Source organism: Coleofasciculus sp. G3-WIS-01, assembly GCF_040223135.1.
Lineage (GTDB): Bacteria > Cyanobacteriota > Cyanobacteriia > Cyanobacteriales > Coleofasciculaceae > Coleofasciculus.
This window is the reverse complement of sequence record NZ_JAVJZI010000183.1, coordinates 72,043-92,213: the sequence shown is the minus strand read 5'-3', so window position 1 is coordinate 92,213 and position 20,171 is coordinate 72,043. Positions and strand designations below refer to the sequence as shown.

The 20,171-nt window shown below is 46.6% G+C and carries 16 protein-coding genes and 3 pseudogenes; 13 read left to right on the top strand and 6 right to left on the bottom strand.

Features of this window, described 5'->3' with window-relative positions:
* Positions 1-49: 49 nt before the first annotated feature.
* A complete protein-coding gene (locus tag RIM23_RS18365; RefSeq protein ID WP_446368589.1) occupies positions 50-1,579 on the bottom strand; it encodes an HlyD family efflux transporter periplasmic adaptor subunit in 1,530 nt (509 codons plus the stop codon).
* A 584-nt stretch (positions 1,580-2,163) separates the two neighbouring features.
* Entirely contained in the window at positions 2,164-5,310 is a 3,147-nt protein-coding gene (locus RIM23_RS18360; protein WP_446368588.1) for an ABC transporter transmembrane domain-containing protein, read from the bottom strand.
* Between the two features lie 391 nt (positions 5,311-5,701).
* Here RIM23_RS18360 and RIM23_RS18355 point away from each other — a divergent pair, with 391 nt between their 5' ends.
* The gene (locus RIM23_RS18355) at positions 5,702-6,430 is read left to right on the top strand and encodes a Crp/Fnr family transcriptional regulator (protein WP_446368587.1); all 729 of its coding nucleotides are present in this window, start codon (positions 5,702-5,704) and stop codon (positions 6,428-6,430) included.
* Here the strand turns inward: RIM23_RS18355 and RIM23_RS18350 are convergent.
* Entirely contained in the window at positions 6,414-7,631 is a 1,218-nt protein-coding gene (locus tag RIM23_RS18350; RefSeq protein ID WP_446368586.1) for an RNA-guided endonuclease InsQ/TnpB family protein, read from the bottom strand. The genes RIM23_RS18355 and RIM23_RS18350 overlap by 17 nt on opposite strands.
* Positions 7,632-7,808: 177 nt before the next feature.
* Here RIM23_RS18350 and RIM23_RS18345 point away from each other — a divergent pair.
* The 8 genes and pseudogenes from RIM23_RS18345 to RIM23_RS18310 form a co-directional block, all read left to right on the top strand.
* A pseudogene (locus RIM23_RS18345) lies at positions 7,809-10,292 on the top strand (peptidase domain-containing ABC transporter); the annotation flags it as partial.
* Between the two features lie 105 nt (positions 10,293-10,397).
* Positions 10,398-12,059 (top strand): HlyD family efflux transporter periplasmic adaptor subunit, encoded by a 1,662-nt coding sequence (locus tag RIM23_RS18340; RefSeq protein WP_446368585.1) that lies wholly within the window; start codon positions 10,398-10,400, stop codon positions 12,057-12,059.
* Positions 12,060-12,157: 98 nt separating this feature from the next.
* Positions 12,158-12,625: a HetP family heterocyst commitment protein gene (locus tag RIM23_RS18335; protein ID WP_446368584.1), complete on the top strand. Its 468-nt coding sequence runs from the start codon at positions 12,158-12,160 to the stop codon at positions 12,623-12,625.
* Between the two features lie 566 nt (positions 12,626-13,191).
* Positions 13,192-13,515, top strand: a complete 324-nt coding sequence (locus tag RIM23_RS18330; protein ID WP_446368583.1) for a hypothetical protein — start codon at positions 13,192-13,194, stop codon at positions 13,513-13,515.
* Positions 13,516-13,642: 127 nt separating this feature from the next.
* On the top strand, positions 13,643-13,966 hold the full coding sequence (locus RIM23_RS18325; protein ID WP_446368582.1) for a hypothetical protein: 324 nt from the start codon (positions 13,643-13,645) through the stop codon (positions 13,964-13,966).
* A gap of 130 nt (positions 13,967-14,096) precedes the next feature.
* Positions 14,097-14,414 carry a hypothetical protein gene (locus RIM23_RS18320; RefSeq protein WP_446368581.1) on the top strand — a complete coding sequence of 106 codons (318 nt, stop codon included), beginning with the start codon at positions 14,097-14,099 and terminating at the stop codon, positions 14,412-14,414.
* 127 nt (positions 14,415-14,541) lie between these two features.
* Positions 14,542-15,081, top strand: a complete 540-nt coding sequence (locus tag RIM23_RS18315) for a PEP-CTERM sorting domain-containing protein (RefSeq protein ID WP_446368580.1) — start codon at positions 14,542-14,544, stop codon at positions 15,079-15,081.
* Positions 15,082-15,156: 75 nt separating this feature from the next.
* Positions 15,157-15,582, top strand: a complete 426-nt coding sequence (locus RIM23_RS18310) for a hypothetical protein (protein WP_446368579.1) — start codon at positions 15,157-15,159, stop codon at positions 15,580-15,582.
* Here the strand turns inward: RIM23_RS18310 and RIM23_RS18305 are convergent.
* A pseudogene (locus RIM23_RS18305) lies at positions 15,577-15,786 on the bottom strand (RNA-guided endonuclease TnpB family protein); the annotation flags it as partial. The gene RIM23_RS18310 and the pseudogene RIM23_RS18305 sit on opposite strands and share 6 nt — an antisense overlap.
* Here RIM23_RS18305 and RIM23_RS18300 point away from each other — a divergent pair.
* From RIM23_RS18300 to minE, 4 genes and pseudogenes are all read left to right on the top strand, one after another.
* Positions 15,787-16,593 (top strand): annotated as a pseudogene (locus tag RIM23_RS18300) (RNA-guided endonuclease InsQ/TnpB family protein); the annotation flags it as partial. It abuts the pseudogene before it with no gap.
* A 293-nt stretch (positions 16,594-16,886) separates the two neighbouring features.
* Positions 16,887-17,672 (top strand): septum site-determining protein MinC, encoded by a 786-nt coding sequence (gene minC / locus RIM23_RS18295; RefSeq protein ID WP_446368578.1) that lies wholly within the window; start codon positions 16,887-16,889, stop codon positions 17,670-17,672.
* Positions 17,669-18,466 (top strand): septum site-determining protein MinD, encoded by a 798-nt coding sequence (gene minD / locus RIM23_RS18290; protein WP_446354471.1) that lies wholly within the window; start codon positions 17,669-17,671, stop codon positions 18,464-18,466. Before minC ends, minD begins: the two co-directional genes overlap by 4 nt.
* An 86-nt stretch (positions 18,467-18,552) precedes the next feature.
* On the top strand, positions 18,553-18,846 hold the full coding sequence (minE, locus tag RIM23_RS18285) for a cell division topological specificity factor MinE (protein ID WP_446368577.1): 294 nt from the start codon (positions 18,553-18,555) through the stop codon (positions 18,844-18,846).
* A gap of 133 nt (positions 18,847-18,979) precedes the next feature.
* Here the strand turns inward: minE and RIM23_RS18280 are convergent, their stop codons facing one another.
* Together RIM23_RS18280 and RIM23_RS18275 are read right to left on the bottom strand one after the other, a co-directional pair.
* A complete protein-coding gene (locus RIM23_RS18280; protein WP_446368576.1) occupies positions 18,980-19,249 on the bottom strand; it encodes a hypothetical protein in 270 nt (89 codons plus the stop codon).
* Positions 19,250-19,294: 45 nt separating this feature from the next.
* The gene (locus RIM23_RS18275; protein WP_446368575.1) at positions 19,295-20,113 is read right to left on the bottom strand and encodes a class I SAM-dependent methyltransferase; all 819 of its coding nucleotides are present in this window, start codon (positions 20,111-20,113) and stop codon (positions 19,295-19,297) included.
* Positions 20,114-20,171 lie beyond the last annotated feature (58 nt).

The window sequence follows — 20,171 nt, the reverse complement described above, 5'->3', positions numbered from 1 at the left end:
TCTTCTCTATTAATGTATCGTTGGGTAGTCTGAATGGTTTAAGGAAGCTTTACAATTGCATGCCACCTTTTTGCAGTTGTTTAATCGGATCAAATAGGATGTCCACAATCCGGCGGCGACGCAAGACGATATCTGCACTCGCCGTTTGACCCGCTTTCAAGGGAATCGTGGTCTGATTGTCACGAATCGAGTTCTGCTCCAGGGCGATTTCCACCTGATAAACCGCACCTAGGCGTTCATCGGGTTTACTATCGGGGGAAATGGAGGTAACTTTGCCAGCAATAACCCCGTAATCTTGATAGGGAAAGGCATCCAATTTAACTTGTACAGGCATTCCCGTCTTGACAAAGCCCGCCTCTCGATTGGGTAAAATCGCCGACAGCACGAGGGGTGTATCCTGGGGAGCGACTTCTGCAATGGTTTGTCCCGGTTGCACGACTTCGCCCGGATTGGGCAGATTTAGGGATGAGATGCTGCCATCAACAGGAGACTTCAGAGATAATTGTTGTAACTGCGCCTTAGCGGTAGTCAGGCGATTTTGCGTTTCGTTAATTTTGGCTTGGAACTGAGTGACTTGGACTTGCAGTTGCTGAATTTTTTGCTGCGACTCGAGTAACACCCGATTTCCCTCAGCTTTCTTTTGCGCCAGTTCCGCTTTAAGTCGATCTAATTCAGCGAAAGCTTGCCGTTGTTCGGCTTGGAGTCGCTGGGATGCTGATCGGCTTTGCTGAAGTTCTCCTTTACTTTGGGTAATTTGGTGTTGGCGATCGCGTAACGCCTGTTCCCGTTGAAAAACGAGTTCCAGAGAGATGGCGCCGTCTTCGACCAAGGGTTGCAATCGCGCCAATCGCCCTTGATGCGCCGCGACATCGGTTTCGAGTTCCTGGAGTAGCTGTTTTTGGGTGTTTATCGTCCCTTGATTTTCCACCAACAACACTTCCCGCGCTTCAGCTTGTGCCTTCCCTTGAGCGATCGCAGCGTCTTGGGCTTTAATCTGTGCCGCTAAAACAGCCTCATGAGTTTCCGCTTCTTGGCGGATCTGCTCAATTAACCCCTTTGTCTGTAACCATTCGGTTTTATGGGCGGCTAACTCCTGCTGCAATCGTTGGACTTCATTGGCGGCAATTTCCCGATCTAACTCCACCAAAACCTGACCGGCTTTTACCACCTCGCCTTCTTTAACCGCGATGTTGTCTACTTTACCCGATACAACGGGATGGATTTTATAGACATCACCTTGAGGAACTAACCGCCCTTGAGCATGACCCACTTCATCAATGGTGCCAAAGTTTGCCCATGCGGTAAACGCTAGACAAAAAACAACCCCACCTAAAACCAGTTTGCGGGGTAATGTGGCAGGCGGCTGATCCAGTAAGGTTTGTAGTGAAGTAGACCAATTGCCGTTATTATTAGACACCTCTGTGGCTGAAGTCGCCAAGGTTGAGGAATTTTGTACATTTTCTGGTTGGTGTGAGGATGCAGCAAGGGGTACATTCTCTGGTGTTCTCACCGCTACACCACCATATAGTTTCTTCAGTTGAGTCGCATCAGGCGTCAACAACCTATCGTTTAAGGGCACAGCAGCGCTCAAATGACTTGGCTGCGTTGAACACCCTGAATTAAAAACCCTGAGATCATGGATGTTGATTCTCATTACTCTACCTTGAGAACATCGTATCGTCTATTCACATAAAAACCCCTGTTAATGGTTTGATTTTAGACAAAAACAGGGTAAGCGACCTTTGTGAAAACTTAAGGGAACCTCACTGATTACTCTGGATTGGGTCATTAATTTTACGCAAAAGGGCGATTTTTGTTACAAAAACTTACAAACTTTGAACAATAAGAAACTGAACTCACGCCTTTACCCTAAATAGTGAAAACAAAGGTTGAGGAACGAGACCCAACGCCATTTTTAGCCTGTTGGGAACGTTTACGCTCCACTCAACCGACAAGAACTAAAGTAGAAACACTACATTCTTTTTTAATCGCCATCTGCCTAGGGGTTTTAGACTTACATCACCTTTTGCCTTAATGGAATCCAAAATCGACTGACAACAAGTGTCAATCGCTGATTAAAAATTTGCATCAATCGTAAGTAGGATTTAGCACACCACAGTCTCCTAAAAATTGTTGGCTATATCACCAAAGATGAAAAACAGATTAAAGATCAAGCTGCTGCTGGGCTAGGTGATAATAAAGACCTTGAATAGCGATCAGTTGATCGTGGGTACCCTGCTCAACTAAAATGCCTCGGTCTAACACTAGGATGCAGTCAGCATGTCGAACGGTAGAAAGACGGTGGGCAATGATTAACGTCGTGCGGTTGCGACTGATCCGAGCTAGATTTTGCTGAAACCGCCGCTCCGACTCGGTATCGAGGGAGCTGGTTGCTTCATCAAGTATGATAATACGGGGATCATTCAAAAGAGCACGTGCGATCGCAATTCTTTGCTTTTGCCCTCCCGATAGGGTTGAACCCCTCTCCCCAACTGGGGTGTTGTATCCCAAGGGTAAGGATTGAATGAATCCATGAGCTTCTGCCAGTTTGGCAACTTCGATGACTTGCTCTCTTGTAAACTCTGGATGATAGAGAGTAATATTATCGAGGATGGTGCCGGAAAATAAGAAACACTCCTGAGGTACGACACCAAGCTGCGATCGCAACGACGGGGGCGAAACATGGCGAATATCGTGTCCATCGACACAAATTTTGCCTCGGTCTGGGTGATAGAGTCCTTGGAGGAGTTTGACTAAGGTACTCTTCCCCGAACCACTCCGCCCGACAATCGCCACGGTTTGTCCGGGAGACACCTGAAACGAAATATTTTCTAGGGTGTAGTTTTCTTCCTCGTCACCATAGCGGAAGAAAACACTGTCAAACTCTACCTCTCCTTTTAACTGGGGTAAACCCATCAGCGGTTTTTGCGGATGTTCCTCGGGTTGGGCGAAAAAGACATCATTGAGTCGTTCCACGGATACGAGAACTTCTTGAAACTCATCCCACAGACTCACCAACGCTAAAATCGGACTAATCACATTGCCGATGAGCATGTTAAATGCCACAAATTGACCGATGGTAAGCTGTTCCTGCATGACGAGGGTGGCACCGTACCAGAGTAAGGCGGTGCTACCTAAGCTATTAATTAAGCCACTGGTGGATTGGAGGAAATTACCGAGAATCTGGGCTTTGAATCGCACATTTAACATTTTCGTCAGTCGATCTTCCCAGCGCCAGCGTAGTTCTCGTTCTGCGGCGGAGGCTTTAACGGTGCCGATTCCTGATATCATTTCCACAATCTGGGAGTTTTGTCCCGCATCCTCTTGGAAGATTTCCCGCGATCGCTGACGTAATAATGGACTAGCGACAACGGTTAAAATCGCGATCGGCGGAATCAGTGCCAGTACCAGTAGCGTCAGCTTCCAGTTGTAGTACACCATCAACCCTAAGTAGACAAATACCATTAGGGTATCCAGCCCGGTAATCACCGCTCGGCGGGTGAGAAATGCCTGAATTTTCTGAGCTTCCTGAACTCGGGTGATAATATCCCCAACTTGGCGCGATTCAAAGAATTTTAGGGGTAAACTCAGGGCATGGTTAATAAAGCCACTGATAAAGGTTAGATCTAAGCGATTGGCAAAATAGTCTAAGAAATATTGTCGAGTGGCACTTAAGCCAATCCGCCACAGGTTAAACAAGACAAGTCCCAGGGCGAAGACATTCAGCGTCGTAAAACTGCGGTTGACAACAACCTGATCCAGAATAATTTGGGTAAATAGGGGCGTAATTAGACCAAAAATTTGCAGGAGTAATGACGCCAGCAGAATTTGCCCAATTAAGATACGATGGGGCCACAGGACTTTTAAGAAGCGCCCTAGGGAGTTCTTTTCGTTGGGCGTGGCGGCGAGTTGAGGTGTCGGATCTAATAATAGTGCGTATCCTGTCCAGTTATTGACAAATTCGGCACGGGGGATCAACCGCTTACCCACCGCCGGATCAGCAATTAGGATGCGATCGCTTTTATATTGATAGACGACAATATAATGATTGCCTTGCCAGTGGGCAATCCATGGGTTACTTTGATCCCTTAACCGGTTCAAAGATGCTCGTACTGGAGCCGCTCGAAATCCTAAACGTTCTGACGCTTGGGACAATCCCTTGAGCGAAGCCCCCGCACGCCCCACCCCGGCTAGCTCTCGCAGGGTATTGATACTAAACTCTTTACCCCAGTACCGCCCAATCATCGACAAGCACGCCGCACCACAATCGGCGGAACTCTGTTGTAATACCAGGGGATAGCGTTGCCAAAATCCCTTTCCCCAGGGGCGCCAAGATGTGGGTTGGGGAAAGACGACGGATTCGGCTTCCGTTTGCTCTGTCGGTTCTGGCTGAGTTTGATGCATCAGCGCCGACATCTGAACAGCTAGGGGAATTAAGGGTTTATCGGAAACGGTGGGATGATTCGCTGTTTCCGGTAAAGCGTCTGGGGCGGTTCCCGATAATATTGGGGCGATGGCTTGAGCGGCTTGCCAATGATCGCTCGGCAGTTTATACACCCATAAGTCGGTTTGGGCAATCCAATGGGCGGGAATGGGCTGCGGATATCCCCAGCTTTCACCAATTGTTGGAGGTGGGGGTGATTCTTCCCCGGTTGTGGCGATTTCACCCTGACGTAGCCAGCAGCGATTCGCCTGTAATTGGGTGAGAGTTTCGCCAGGGGGAATCGTGGTGGTAACGAGATAGGGTAATAGTTGCTTGATTGTATGGCTATTGAGCGATCGCAGTTCGGTTTGCGTTTTCAGGAAAATCAAACCTTGTCGCTGTTGAGCCTGTTGTTCACACTGGGCTTTGAAGTGGGGAATCTGCTCAAACCAAGGCTGGAGTTGGGTTACCCGAATCCGAGCCAGGAATCCCGGACTCGCCGCGATCGCACAGTAGGATGAGGAGTGGTGAAAAAATAAACTGTCTGCTCCAAAGGTTTCCCCTTCTGCTAACACAACGGCGGAAACCTCTCGCTGTTTTTGGGGCTCAAAGCCCAAGAGCCTCACCCGCCCCTGACAGACGATGTAAAAATACTCATCATCGGGTATATTTTTCGCTTCCTGTTCCTGTTGGGGGGGATGATAGGCGAATAGCCTTTCTCCAAACTTAAACTCGTACAGTTCAAAGGAGTGACTCAACTCCAATGCCAATTCTGGGGTGATTGACCCTTGGCTCAATTGTTGGAGTATACCTGCAACCCCAATGTCATTGATGGCATTGGGGGGATCAGATAACCCTTGCACCCTATTTGGAGAAACTTTGTTCATGGGATAGAACTCTGAATAAGAAACTCACTGCTGGAATTTTGACATAGATTCATCCCTAATCCATCGCTCAACCTCGGTGGCGAACCGAGCGCTGACAACCCACGCCGTCGGTCTTTTTTACATTACTTTATTTTTTTTTACTTAACGCAATAAAAATAGATGATACTATAGAAACATTGTGAAGAATTTATGAAGAAGTCCATAAAGATTGTATGAAGCGCTAGATTTTACCTTGATTTTCTCTAAAGTTGTAAATTATCCTTAAAATATGTGAAGGATTATAAAATTTTTCTAAAGTTTCGATCCGTTCGTTTTTAACCCTTTACTTCATCGCCGCCCCCGACTGGAAGGTGGCTAGGTTTAATATACATCAACGATGGGGTGCTCGCAGATGCGAAAACTGAAAGCCGGGTTTACAGAAGATAATCATGCCTCTGTGATAAGTCTGGGCTTCGATGACGAGCTTCGGGCTGTGCTGCAACGTTCCAGTCAGGGTTTACTGGATGAGGCAACAGCAGCAGAATTGAGCCAATGCTTTGAAATTCTCGAATTCCAACTCGGAAATGAACTGTCAACCGATACTTTACTGCAACCTGCCCCACAACGGTCTGTTCACTCAGAACATAATCCGGATAATTTAGCCAAAAATCTATATATTATCGGTGAAGGGCGAGTCCGGCTGTTGGGGTTTGATTCAGCAAAGGGACGAGAGGTGTCAGTTGGGGTACTCCAAGGCGGAGACACCTTTGGCGCCGATGCTGGCTGGGGAAATGAATCCCTGCCGTACCAAGTGGTGGCGGGGAGTTCCGGGTGGATGGCTCGCATTGACTGGGAGCAACTGCAACCCTGGTTGGAACGGTGTCCTCAGCTTGCAGCGCAGTGGCGTCAACAAGCACAGCACCGGCAGTGTTTGTCTTTCATGAAAACGTTAACCAAGCTGCGATCGCAAAGTAGCTTAATTTTACAGCAACTCCTTATATATATAGAGGAAACGCAGATTAGAGCTGGGGAATCCTTAGCCGATTTCGCCGCCACTCAACCGGGTTACTTCTGGTTACGGGGAGTTGACACTCCCCCGGTTGAAAACACGGGGGATTCTTCGTTCATCCAATCACCTTAGAGTATTGACTTTCATCAATACACCAGAGGGCGAGTTGTCCCGAAGCGTTTATCCAGTATTCCTGGAGAGTTCCTGTATGCCCTACAGTACGAAGTGCTTCCTTGAGTATGTTGATAGCGGCATTCCAGTCGCGGTCTAAAATATACCCGCACTTACACCTATGTGTTCGTGTTGAAAGGGATTTTTTAACAACGCAACCGCAATTTGAGCAATTTTGAGAAGTGTAGTGAGGCTTAACGGCAACCGTCGCTACACCAAACACTTTGCCAAAATACTCAAGCCAGCATCTAAATTCTGACCAAGCTGCATCACTAATCGATTTAGCTAGGTGATGATTTTTGACCATATTTCGCACTTGCAAGTCTTCATAAGCTACCAAGTCGTTAGACCGGACTACGCACAATGCAGTCTTTACCGCAAAGTCTTTACGCTGCCTACTAACTTTTAAGTGTTTTTTAGCTAACTTTTGTTTAGCTTTCTTGTAGTTGTTAGATTGGGGTTGACCCTTTTTAAACTTCTTAGATACTCTCTTTTGAAGCCGTTTCAGTTGTTTTTCTGACTTCCTTAGAAATCTTGGATTTTCAACTGTTGAGCCATTTGAGTCGGTATAGAAATGATTCAACCCGACATCTAATCCTACAGTATTACCCGTTGGTCTCTTGTCCTCAGTTCGGTCATGGTCTATACAGAACTGAGCATAATAACCATCGGCTCGACGAACTACCCTAACCCTCTTGATTTGAGTGAGTTGGTAGTAGTTCAGGTCACGAGTTCCATAAAGTTTGAACGTTCCCGCTTTGAACCCGTCAGTGAATGTGATGGCGTCACGATTCTCTGAAAGCTTCCAACCTGATGTTTTGTACTCTACAGAACCATGGTTAGGACGATTCTTTTTGTACTTGGGGTAGCCCTTCTTGCCGGAAATTTTCTTTTTACAGTTATCAAAAAACCGACTAATGCTAGCCCAGGTACGCTCAGACATGGCTTGTCGAGCTTGAGAGTTTAATTTCCCCGCCCAGGGGAACTCTTTACTTTTACCAAGAATCGTACAATACTTAGAAAAATCGTTGCGGGTCTTAGCATGACCATCTTCCCAATAGCGAAGACAAGCATTACGAATAAACAGACCAGTACGAATGGCTTCATCAAGCCTTCTATACTGATACTCTTTACCTTTTAGCTTACCTTCTAAGACAATCATTTTACCACGTCAAACTTATGGTACAATTATAGCGAAAGCTGATTAGCACGCTTCAACTAAAGTTGCTAGGCTAGACGCATCGCTCGGCTTCATCCCCCGCTTAAAAGACGGGGGCTTTCACCATCGCTATCTTGTAAAATCGAAAGTCAGGGGAAAACCGATGAACCGAATCGCCTCCCACCGACAATTGGTATCGGTTGGGGATATCCCCAAGGGATACCAAAGGATTGGGTGGCTCAGACAGATTTGTCGGTGTATCGATTACCGCGACAATCCTGGGACGCCGCCCAAGAGATTGTCCCCGCGTTAACGCCAGGGGATGCTCGGGCAACCAATGGCAAACCAGCCAAACCCGCTTTAAAATCATCACCTAAAAAACGTTTAACCCCAGCATCGCCGCCTCCGTCTCCCACAGCCCCAACTCAAGCTGAACCCATTACCCAACCCCAGTCCTCTGATACCCAACCCATCGCCTTTCCCCAACCGGCGACAAAGCGATACCAGGGGCGACAGTTTTGGGGTGGGTATCCGTTTATTCAGCAGCAGAGTTCCTCAGATTGTGGACCTACCTGCTTAGCAATGATTGGGCGGTACTGGGGGAAACGGTTTAGCATCAACACCCTGCGGGAATTAGCCGGTGTGGGGCGGGCGGGAGCGTCTCTGACGGGATTAACCAAAGCAGCTCAAACCTTAGGCTTTCAAGGGACGCCGGTGCGGGCATCCTTGAGTCGCATTGCCGAGCAGAAGCATCCTTGGATTGCCCACTGGCAAGGAGACCACTATGTCGTAGTCTACCGCGTTAAGGGCGATCGCGTCCTCATGGCTGATCCGGCGATGGGTAAGCGCCAAGTTCCCCGACAAGAGTTTTTGACAAATTGGACAGGGTATGCATTGCTGCTGGAACCCACCGCCCAACTAGCAGCGATGCCCGACGAAAAACTGTCCCTGAAACGCTTTTGGGGATTGCTGTGGCCCCACCGAGGGATTCTGCTCCAGGTAATCTTGGCGTCGTTGCTGCTGCAGGTGTTTGGGCTGATTACGCCCCTGTTTACCCAAATCATCCTTGACCGGGTGGTGGTGAACAAAAGTTTAATCACACTCCAGGTGTTTGCTGTAGGACTGATTATCTTTGGGATATGGAGTATTGGTTTGGGTGCCACCCGCCGCTACCTGATGTTTTATTATTCCAATCGCCTGAGTCTCACCTTTATCAGTGGGTTCATTAACCATACCCTGAGTTTACCCCTGAAGTTTTTTGAATCGCGCCAGGTGGGGGATATTATTACCCGGGTGCAGGAAACGGGGAAAGTTAAAGCATTCTTGACTCAGCAAGCCATTGGCACTTGGCTGGATGTGTTGATGGTGTTTGTCTATGCTGGGCTGATGTTCTACTACAACTGGCAACTCACCCTGTTGGTACTAGCCACGATTCCCCCGATTGCTATCTTAACGGTGGTTGCCAGTCCCTTTCTGCGTCAGAAGTCGCGGGAAGTGTTTAAGGAAGCCGCCGCCCAAAACTCCTTGTTGGTGGAAATGATGAATGGGGTAGCAACGGTTAAATCCACAGCAGCGGAACAAGAGGTGCGTTGGCGCTGGGAAGAGCGGTTCACCAGCCAGTTAAATACCCAATTTCAAGCCTTCCACCTGAGTAATGGTTTGCAGGCGGTGAGTGGGTTGTTTAATACCTTGGGGAGTACGGCGTTACTCTGGTATGGGGCGACGTTGGTGATTCAGGATCAGCTAACGATTGGTCAGTTTGTGGCATTTAATATGCTCATTGGCAAAGTGACCAGTCCCATTTTATCCCTGGTGGGGCTTTGGGACCAATTTCAAGAAATCCTGGTGTCTGTGGAACGGCTCAATGATGTCTTTGGTACGCAGCCGGAGGAACATCCCCAAGAACCGATGTTGACATTGCCACCCATCCGGGGAGATGTTACTCTGGATAATTTGACATTCCGCTATTCGGATGAAGAGGAACGGAATGTTCTGGAAACAATTTCTCTAGATGTGCGGGCGGGAGAAACCATTGCCCTAGTCGGGCGCAGTGGTTCGGGGAAGAGTACCCTGGTGAAGCTTTTGCAAGGGCTTTATCAGCCAACCTCTGGGCGGATTACAATTGATGGTCATGATATCCGTCATGTTTCGCCCCAATCTTTACGCTCTCAACTGGGTGTGGTGCCGCAAGAGTGTTTCCTCTTCTCGGGGACGATTTTGGAGAATATTACTCTCTATCGACCGGATTTGAGTCTGGAGCAAGTCATTGAGGTGGCGAAACTGGCAGAAGCCCATGCCTTTATTCAAGCGTTGCCTTTAGGGTATAATACCAAAGTTGGTGAACGGGGTTCCACACTTTCCGGGGGGCAGCGGCAGCGCATCGCCATTGCCCGGGCTTTGCTGGGGAATCCGCGCATTCTGGTGCTGGATGAAGCGACGAGTTCTTTGGATACCGAGTCAGAACGACGGTTTCAAGATAATTTAACTCGAATCAGCCGCGATCGCACCACCTTTATTATTGCCCATCGCCTCTCTACAGTGCGGAATGCTGACCGCATACTGGTTCTCGACCAAGGCATTCTCAGGGAACAAGGAAATCATAATGAATTAATCGCGCTTCGAGGACTTTACTACCACTTGGCGCAGCAGCAGCTAGATATTTGAGCCAAGGTTTAATCTTTAAATTTCGGGTAGAGACCTAATCAATCTCATACCTCAGCAATACAGTGCTTTCCGTCGTTAGTTGATAACAACAACAGAGTTAAAAGCATGCCAGATTCAATTCATCCTTTTCAGGATCAACTATCTTCCAGAGTTTCCTTAGCCCCAGCATCTCAGGAGCATCAGGAAATACATTCGATAGACTCAATGCACCGTGCCAAATCGACAGCGGCATCTATCTATGGAGGTATAGCTAATTTGGCATCACCGGGTTCAGTGATATCGCGTCCCTCTTCATTCCCAGGTACTGGGATAACAGAGGAGAAAACGGTGAAATGGTCAACCGCTTTGCAGACGATGCTCGACCAGCCACCCGCCGCCTTTCCCCGGCGACTGATGTTGGGTGGAATAGCCTTCTGTATGGCATTTGGCGCTTGGGCAACCTTGGGACAAATCGATGAAATCGGTAAAGCTCAAGGACAGTTGGTGCCGAAAGGAAATGTTTATAAAATTCACTCGGTACAGTCGGGCAAGATTGTGGATATTGAGGTGGAAGAAGGGGAGTCGGTACAAGCGGGGCAAGTGCTGGTGGAACTAGACACTGAACTGGCAGCGACTGAAGTAGAGCGCTTAGAACAACTGCTTAATTCCCAGCAAACGGAGTTAACTCAAAAGGAAGCCTTGATGGAGAGAACTGGTTTAGAAGCCCAAACCCGCCAACAAATTGTTCAAGCAGACGTACAAGCCCAACAAGCCGCACTGGCTCAAGCCCAGGCAAGGGTAACCGTTTTAAAGCAGAAATTGCCCCAGGTGAAAGCAGAAAAGGCGTTCCATCAACAACGACAACAACGACTCAAATCCCTCACCGCTCACGCGGATGAACTCCTTGTCCGACGCCAAGTGGAAGCCGAAGCCCAAGCTGAACGACTCAAAAACCTTAAACCGCTATTGGAAGAAGGGGCGATTTCTAAAGAAATCGTGTTTCAGGCAGAACAAAGTCTGCGAGCTAGCCAAAGTGCGATTGTCCAAAGTCAACTGCAAGAAGGGACGAATACTCAAGAGCAGGTATTCCAATCGCAACAGACTCTGCGCGATTTGGACTTGCAAATGATTCAAACCCAAGGTGAGTTACAACAAACCCTGGCAGAAATTGACCAACTCCAGGCAGGATTAGCGCAGAAGCAAAGTGAAGTAAACCGCTCTCAGCTTGAGTCCCAAGAGCGCATGCAGCAGCTAGAAATGGAGTTGACTCAACTCAAAGCCAAGATTGCCGACAATGAAAATCAGTTAGCTAGAGCCAAAGCCCAACTCAACCAGCAGTTTCTCTATGCGCCTGTGGATGGGGTGGTTTCATCTCTGAATGTCAGTAACCAGGGTGAGGTGGTGCAACCCAGCCAAACCATCGCGGAAATGGCACCGGAAGGGGAGCCGTTGGTACTTTCCGCCAGTTTACCCAACCGCGATGCTGGGTTTGTGAAAGTGGGTATGCCCGTGAAGGTGAAGCTAGATGCCTATCCCTATCAAGATTACGGCATCGTCACGGGTGAAATTACCTCGATTTCTCCGGATGCTAAACCCCACGAACAATTCGGGGCTGTTTATCAGGTGGAAGTGGAACTTGATCGAAATCATATCAAGGATAAGGGACGTCTGATTGAGTTTAAGGCAGGTCAAACCGCGACGGCTGAGATTATTATCCGTCGTCGTCGCATTGCCGATATTTTACTTGAGCCGTTCCGGGGATTAAAAGAAGGCGGTATCAGTCTTTAATTTTTGGGACAGGGGCGCAAGCGCATCCTACCCTGAAACCGATGTTTGATTTTACATAGCGATATCACGCACATTGTCGATTTTACAGAGTAATAAAAATGACGTATCAAATCCCAACCATCAAAACCCAACGTGAGAAAAGTCTTGCTCCTGAACAGGTTGAGCAGATTATCGACGCCATTCGAGATGGGAAGTATTCTTGGGCTTGTGTGTTGCTCCTGCGTTTTATCGGTCATAATCCCCAATACTACATTCCCTACCGCACCTACAACCGATTGCGGAAAGAAAACCCTTTGCCAGAATCAAATCCCAGTCTCAAAACGGTGGATGAAGACAGGAGCAACCCAGGACGTTGCCCGTCTACCAGAAAAGCCTCCTGCAAAATCGTTGACCTCAATCACTTGCAGGTTGTTGAAGAGAAAACGGTCTCCGTTCAGGGCGGTTGTCAACGACAGGATTCGGTAGAGAGTGAACCAGAAGACTCTATCACAGATTCAGCCACACCTGGAGACAGTTGGTTCTCAGGAGTATCGTCTCTATTTGACTGCTGTACTGGATTGAACTAGAGCCAAATGGCAGAGGTTGTTCTATAGGGGCGGGTTTTACCGATAACCTTCTGCAACAAACTGATAACTGTAGAGACGTGCCATGGCGCGTCTCTTTTTCATGGCTGTTAGTCAATAGTGAATTATTAAAACCTAAAATAGTCTCGAACGGAGTCGATTAATCCGGCTGCCATTTTGGCAGCCTTGACTGAATGGAAGGAATTGTATCCCCAAAAATAGAGTAATATAAATCTCAGTAGATTTTGGGTTGATGCGAAAGCCAGGAAAAACCGCTTAACCATAAACAAAAATCTATAGGCTGTCTAGACCAATCCTTATTCATCGAGTGAGGTTGACTCTACAGCAATAACTATTCTAATTAAAAACTATTTTTTCAAGATTTTCTGATTCTCTCACGACGATGAGAATTGGAAAATCTTCATGATTATAATAAAAAAAATCTATTCTGCCAAATTGGCAATCTTTTCCAAAAAAAGCATTGCAATTCATAATTGACCAATTTATATTGAATACAACAGCAAAAACAAAATAGCTGCAAACGATTATTCCCAGAAAGTAAAATTCTCATGAATATTTCCGATCTGAATCACTTAGAAGTTGTCAGCAATAACCAGGAAGTTGTTGGTGGATACTATGGTTACGGTGACTACAGCTTCATTAGCTACACCAACAAAGATTTTAACGTAGATATCTACACGGAAGTAGACCAATACACCTACTTGTCCTCCTACGGATTTGCGTACAACAATACAGCCACTGCAGAAGGTGAAGCTGTAGCATTTGGTGATAATACCAACGCTCAAGCCTACTCATTCACCTACACAGATGATTGGACTTCTCAGGCGGGAGCTACGTCTTCCTCCACCACAGACGACAACTACTGGTGGTAATAAAATCGGCTCAGGTCTACTAGGGGAAATATGAGACTCTCCTAGTCGTTCTAGAAGCCAGTTACCTCTTGAACAATTGAGTTTAGTTTTTCATTCAATCCATTACCCCAAAGAAGAAACAAAAGCCATGAATATTTCCGATCTGAATCACTTAGAAGTTGTCAGCAATAACCAGGAAGTTGTTGGTGGATACTATGGTTACGGTGACTACAGCTTCATTAGCGACACCAACAAAGATTTTAACATCGATATCTACACGGATGTAGACCAATACACCTACTTGTCCTCCTACGGATTTGCGTACAACAACACAGCCACTGCAGAAGGTGAAGCTGTAGCATTTGGCGACAACACCAACGCTCAAGCCTACTCATTCACCTATACGGATGATTGGACTTCTCAGGCGGGAGCTACTTCCTCCTCCACAACTGGCTCTTTGTACTATTACTAAAATCGGATCAGAGCTACTAGGAAAAACTTTATGTACTCCTAGTAGTGCCAGAGACAATTAAATTGCCTCTAAAACAACAGTTTCAGTTGAGTTATTTCTTTCAATCCATTACCAAAAACAAAAAAAAGCCATGAACATTTCTGACCTAAATCACTTAGAAGTTGTTAGCGAAAACAATGAAGTTGTTGGTGGCTTCTATGGTTATTATGATGACTACAGCTTCACCAGCTACACCAACAAAGACTATTACGTCGATATCTACACGGATGTAGACCAATATACCTACTTGTCCTCCTACGGATTTGCGTACAACAACACAGCCACTGCAGAAGGTGAAGCTGTAGCATTTGGCAATAATACCAACGCTCAAGCCTACTCATTCACCTATACGGATGATTGGACTTCTCAGGCGGGAGCTACTTCCTCCTCCACAACTGGCTCTTTCTAGTATTACTAAAATCGGATCAGGGTTTATTTATGATTAGAAGCGTCCCACTTATTTAGCTAAATTGGGACGCTTCTAATTTTCTAATCATCTATCACTAAAAACGCCAAAGACCTTAGAGGCTAAGAATATGAATCAATTAAGCAAGAATGCTTTTTATATTAGCTTAATCGGCGGCTTAATCATTGCTGTAGCTCCCCCTTCTTTATCTGCGGTGGTTAGCGCTGGCTCTTCGAGTAGCTCATCTGTCAATTCAGATGGTGGAAGCGCTACCAGTAATGGGAGAGCCACTTCACCAACAGGTAGCAGTAGCGATAGCGAAACAGTATACACGCCAGGAGGTACAGCGAGTGGCGCGAGTGCTTCAGCTAGTGCTTCAAACGGTTTAGCTGATGGTGGTAGCGCTTTTGCCACTGACATAGAGAATGGAAGTGATTCAGGCAGTACCACTAACAATTTTGCTACTGACACCGATAATGGGGGTGATTCAGGCAGTACCACTAACAATTCTGCCTCTGACATCGGCTCTACTATCAATTCATCTAGTAATGGTAATGGAGACACAGAAGTGGTTTCCGTACCTGAACCATCTACTATCCTAGGATCACTCTTGGGTGGCTGGTTAATAATGACTTTTAAACGTTGGTCAAAATCAACCCCCTTAAAGTAAATAGCACTGACTTAAACTCAGTTGGTAGTTGCGCTTAGAGCTACTACAACCTCTTTCATTCAGTTTGATTAATTAATGCTAAACTCTACTATATATTTAAGTTTACTCAGCAGTTTAACCATCCTATTTGCATTACCCTGCCACGCCCAAGTCGTGAGTGTTGGTGCTTCAAGCCGCTCATTTGTGAATTCCCAGGGGGCTGGCGCTACTAGCAACGCCACAGTTAACTCGCCTACTGGTAGCCTTAGCAGTAGTCAAACGATATTCACGCCTGGAGCTACCTTCAGCGGTGCTAGCAGCTCAGCCAGTGCTTCAACCAATGCTCCACCCATGACAAGCACCAACGTTTTCATCGGTTCGTCTAGCGGTACGAGTATGAAAACCATTCCCTTAACAACAGGAGCGAATAACACCAGCCAGAGCGAGTTGGCACCGGGAGTCTCCTCCGGTAATATTCCTGCTAATAGCCCTAATCCTCAGTTGACACTCCCCGCACTATAAGAGCGGGGATTCTTCCGTCCTCTTGATTCCTTTGAATTTACCCTCAGAAAGCTTCTTGACCGTGTGTCCCACGGCTGAAATTCAACGAATTAAGAATACTTGAGCGGATGCAACGTCTCTATCGGTTGTATAGCCACAATGACCACATGAATGGATGCGCTGGGATAGCAACTTTTTACCCGTTTCTGTTAGGCAGTTGGGGCAATCCAAGGGAGCGCGGTTAAATTGCCCAAGATTGGGTTAGTTAAATTTAACCAATCGCGCCCAATCCCAGAAGGGGCAACCATCAAGCAAGCCCGTGTGGTTAAACGTGCATCTGGTTGGTATGTCATGCTAACCCTACAGTGGGATCTAGATGTGCCTCAGCCAACACCCCACGGGGAAGCGATAGGGATAGATGTAGGGATTAGTCATTTTGTCGCTGTGTCTAACGGGAAATTATTCCCTAATCCCAAGCCTTTTAGGAAACTTGAAAGCAAGCTTAAATTGCTGCAAAAGCGAGTATCTAAAAAGCGCTTAGGAAGTAATAACCGGAAAAAAGCACAAGCCAAAGTAAGTCGATTGCATGAACGGATAGCCAACATCAGAAAAGATTACCACTGGGAGTTAGCTCATAACCTTTGTGATTGGGCGGGTATGATATTCGCTGAATCACTTAACCTTAAGGCGTTAGCCAAAGGGATGCTAGGTAAACATTGCCTAGATGCTGGCTGGGGTCAATTCTTGCAAATACTAGAGCAATGCTGCTTTAAACGTGGTGTATTTTTCCTCAAAACTGATGCTAGGAAAACAAGTCAGATATGCCCCAACTGCCTAACAGAAACGGGTAAAAAGTTGCTATCCCAGCGCATCCATTCATCTGGTCATTGTGGCTATACAACCGATAGAGACGTTGCAGCCGCTCAAGTAGTCTGTATTCGTGGACTTGCAGCCGTGGGACACACGGTCAAGATGCTTTCTGAGGGTAAATTCACTGGAATCCAGAGGACGGAAGAATCCCCGCTCTTATAGGGCGGGGATTGTCAAAGGTTGATGTTTAGCCAAGTCTCTCTCACCCCCCATTCAAATAATTCTTATTATTATTTATTAAGCTAAATCATAAATTTTTGATTTCTGATTAGATTATGGCATTTGAGTATCCCTGTTTAGATTTTGGATTTTAGCTAGCTCGCTCGGCGAGAAGCCCCGCTCTATAATCTTTGATGCGAGAGCCAGGATGCGTCACAAGCTTGGCTGAGACTTGCGCTTAAGGTACGATGTCGTTTAGTTTAGATTGTTTGCATCAAAAGAAAGCCTGTAGTTGCATGACTTCAGATTCTGACCAAGTATTATCTATGTCAACGGTTGCCGAGAGCAACATGGCAGTGGATTGCCAATCTCAAGTCCGCCTGAAACAGACCAAGGAAGGGCTACAGCTTGTCTTACCCTCAGTGGAAGATATGTCCGATGCCAATTGGTCTGATATGTGGCAACAGTTTAAGCATCGCTGGCATGGAGGCGATCGCTTCTGGTCAATGCCAGCTACAGTACATCTGATGGCAGGTGACCAACTATTGGATGGACTGAAGTTACAAGCGATCGCGGATGTATTGAACGACGTGGGACTACGAATTTCGCGGGTACACACCAGCCGACGTCAAACAGCCGTTGCTGCGGCGACAGCCGGGTATTGTATTGAGCAACAATCAGCTAACTATTCTCTCCATCAAACCCCTGAACCCATTCAGGAGTTAACTGAACCCCTATACTTACAAATGACCGTGCGATCGGGCGTGGAAATTCGCCATCCTGGTACTATTGTTATACTGGGAGACCTAAACCCGGGTGGTACAGTGATTGCAGCCGGAGACATCTTCATCTGGGGACGTCTACGTGGGGTAGCTCATGCGGGAGCTGATGGCAATCGCTCCTGTCGGATTATGGCTCTGAAAATGGAACCCACCCAACTCCGGATCGCGGATGCTGTGGCTAGGGCACCGGAGACGCCACCGATTGAGTTTTATCCAGAGGTGGCGTATGTCACACCCCAAGGTATTCGTATTGCTAGAGCTGCTGATTTTGCTAAGACCCAGTTATTGTTAAATTCATGAGTCGTATTATAGTGATCACCTCTGGCAAAGGAGGGGTGGGTAAAACAACGGTTACGGCGAATTTAGGCGTGGCGATCGCTAAATTAGGTCGTCAGGTGGCACTCATTGATGCCGATTTTGGTCTAAGAAACTTAGATTTGCTCCTAGGGCTAGAAAATCGGGTGGTTTATACCGCCATTGAAGTATTCGCAGGGCAATGTCGCTTAGAGCAAGCATTGGTAAAAGATAAGCGCCAAGAGGGATTAGTTCTGCTTCCTGCTGCCCAAAGCCGGAACAAGGAAGCGGTTAGCCCCGAGCAAATGAAAAAACTCATTGCTGTGTTATCCCAGAAGTATGAGTACATCTTAGTGGACAGCCCAGCCGGAATCGAAATGGGATTCCGTAACGCGATCGTGGCGGTGTCGGAGGCGTTAATCGTGACGACGCCGGAAATTGCGGCGGTGCGAGATGCCGATCGCGTTGTGGGTTTACTAGAAGCTCAAGGGATTAAGCGTATCTTCCTGATTGTTAACCGTCTTAAACCCGCCATGGTGCAAGCGGATCAAATGATGTCTGTTCAAGATGTCCAAGAGATTCTGGCAATTCCCTTAATTGGCGTCATTCCTGATGATGAGCGCGTGATTGTTTCCAGTAATCGGGGCGAACCCTTAGCCCTAGCAGAAAACCTCACGCTTCCCGGTATCGCCATTCACAATATCGCTCGGCGTTTGGAAGGAGACAAAGTTCCCTTTCTTGATTTGATGGCGGAACATGACACCCTGATTAATCGTATCCGTCGCATGTTCCGCAGTTAAGTTAGTTAGTTAAATTTTGAGTGTTGATAATCAATTAACCCAACTCATCACTCCTCACTCCTCACTCACCACGGATGCAAAACCCCATGATTAGCGAACTTCTAGAACGACTTTTTCCCTGGACAAGTGCCAGTAACAGTCGCGCGGAAGTAAAACGCCGCCTGCAACTGGTTATTGCCCACGATCGCGCCGATCTCAGTCCAAAGATGATTGAGTCGATGCGCTCCGAAATTTTAGAAGTTGTGTCTCGTTATGTGGAGATTGATCAAGAGGGTTTGGAGTTTACCCTAGAAAGTAACCAACGGGCAACAGCATTAATTGCCAATCTTCCCATCCGCAGAGTTAAGGAAGAAGAACCTCCCTTACAATCTGTTGATTAAGGTATCACTACTTAATCTAAAATCAAAAATTGTTAGGTAGTCGTGCCAAGTTTAACTTTGGCACTATTTACGGAAGTATTGAGAATCGCTACAGTTTGCCCAAATTATCTCACAATAGGTTAAATTCAAGAGATTAAACCAAAGGATAGTCATGCAATGAGGCGATGTCCAAATTTAACTCGAAGGGACGAGGCATATCAAATAGTTCTTTGAGTATTGTATTACACCCATAACTAATCCCTAAGAGTAGTCCTAACTGGCGCCCTGTCCACGGGTCAATTAACCAGTAATAGAGGGTAAGGAAGGCGATATAGGCATATTCTGAACCAAGATTGGTAATGGCAAAGACTAAAGGCTGGAAGCGCTGTCCTAGCAGTTCCTGAATCCATTCAATAGTTGTCATCGCTTCTTAAAATTTAGATGAATTGTTGCATCTTTGCGGCTTTGCTTATGCCATCTGCTCTAAACCCTTTCTGATTGGCTTAATTCCAGAGGTTACTTGATGAATCCATCCCACATATTCGGTTTGTACCCGTTTAAAAAAAGCCGCTATCATCCAATCTTCTAAACTATGAGCAGCATAGTCTTTTGAATAGGGTTCTCGGAAGAGTTCTATCAACCAGTGAGCATAACGAAGTTTCCGTTGATTTCCATCCAGAATAATCAATTGTCCTCCAGGTTTAAGCATGCGAAAGCATTCTTGTACGATTAACTGGGAAATCTGGGGTGGCGTTTCGTGTAATACCATAGAGACTGTGACTAAATCAAACGAAGTATCATCAAAATCCGTAGCTTCAGCTAAACCATGCTGCCATTGTATATCTAGCCCTGCTTGCTGTGCTTTGTAGTCTGCCACAATCAGCATATAGGGAGACAAATCTAATCCGATGATGACGGCTTCTTTAAACGCCTGCTTTAACATCAACGTTGTTGAACCTGTACCGCAACCGAGATCGAGAATTCGGCTGGGCGGCTTCTCAATAGTCGTTATTAACTTTTCGCGAATCCGAGTTTCATTGGGTGGGGAAGCGTAAGCCGTCACAGTATCATAGGTTATAGCCGCGACAGTATTAAGGTAACCGCCTTCAATACCATGAAAGTTTTGCTGACTGTAATAGTCTGGATAAATGAGATTGGTTTGTCGGAAACGTTCACTCTGCTTTTGCCAATTAATGGTTTCATAGAACTGGAGTTGATCCTGACCAATCAGGGCGCTTATGATTGGCTTCAGTAAAAGCTCTCCTATTTTGTTTTTACGGATAGACATGGTAATCTATTCCTCTCATAGTTTGTCTCTAATGAAAAACAAAAACTGGCAGACCCGC

What these genes read in the sequence shown, in the direction of transcription:
- RIM23_RS18360 (WP_446368588.1), bottom strand. Translation starts at nt 5,310, where the DNA reads ATGAACAAAGTTTCTCCAAATAGGGTGCAAGGGTTATCTGATCCCCCC.
- RIM23_RS18355 (WP_446368587.1), top strand. Translation starts at nt 5,702, where the DNA reads ATGCGAAAACTGAAAGCCGGGTTTACAGAAGATAATCATGCCTCTGTG.
- RIM23_RS18350 (WP_446368586.1), bottom strand. Translation starts at nt 7,631, where the DNA reads ATGATTGTCTTAGAAGGTAAGCTAAAAGGTAAAGAGTATCAGTATAGA.
- RIM23_RS18340 (WP_446368585.1), top strand. Translation starts at nt 10,398, where the DNA reads ATGCCAGATTCAATTCATCCTTTTCAGGATCAACTATCTTCCAGAGTT.
- RIM23_RS18335 (WP_446368584.1), top strand. Translation starts at nt 12,158, where the DNA reads ATGACGTATCAAATCCCAACCATCAAAACCCAACGTGAGAAAAGTCTT.
- RIM23_RS18330 (WP_446368583.1), top strand. Translation starts at nt 13,192, where the DNA reads ATGAATATTTCCGATCTGAATCACTTAGAAGTTGTCAGCAATAACCAG.
- RIM23_RS18325 (WP_446368582.1), top strand. Translation starts at nt 13,643, where the DNA reads ATGAATATTTCCGATCTGAATCACTTAGAAGTTGTCAGCAATAACCAG.
- RIM23_RS18320 (WP_446368581.1), top strand. Translation starts at nt 14,097, where the DNA reads ATGAACATTTCTGACCTAAATCACTTAGAAGTTGTTAGCGAAAACAAT.
- RIM23_RS18315 (WP_446368580.1), top strand. Translation starts at nt 14,542, where the DNA reads ATGAATCAATTAAGCAAGAATGCTTTTTATATTAGCTTAATCGGCGGC.
- RIM23_RS18310 (WP_446368579.1), top strand. Translation starts at nt 15,157, where the DNA reads ATGCTAAACTCTACTATATATTTAAGTTTACTCAGCAGTTTAACCATC.
- minC (WP_446368578.1), top strand. Translation starts at nt 16,887, where the DNA reads ATGACTTCAGATTCTGACCAAGTATTATCTATGTCAACGGTTGCCGAG.
- minD (WP_446354471.1), top strand. Translation starts at nt 17,669, where the DNA reads ATGAGTCGTATTATAGTGATCACCTCTGGCAAAGGAGGGGTGGGTAAA.
- minE (WP_446368577.1), top strand. Translation starts at nt 18,553, where the DNA reads ATGATTAGCGAACTTCTAGAACGACTTTTTCCCTGGACAAGTGCCAGT.
- RIM23_RS18280 (WP_446368576.1), bottom strand. Translation starts at nt 19,249, where the DNA reads ATGACAACTATTGAATGGATTCAGGAACTGCTAGGACAGCGCTTCCAG.
- RIM23_RS18275 (WP_446368575.1), bottom strand. Translation starts at nt 20,113, where the DNA reads ATGTCTATCCGTAAAAACAAAATAGGAGAGCTTTTACTGAAGCCAATC.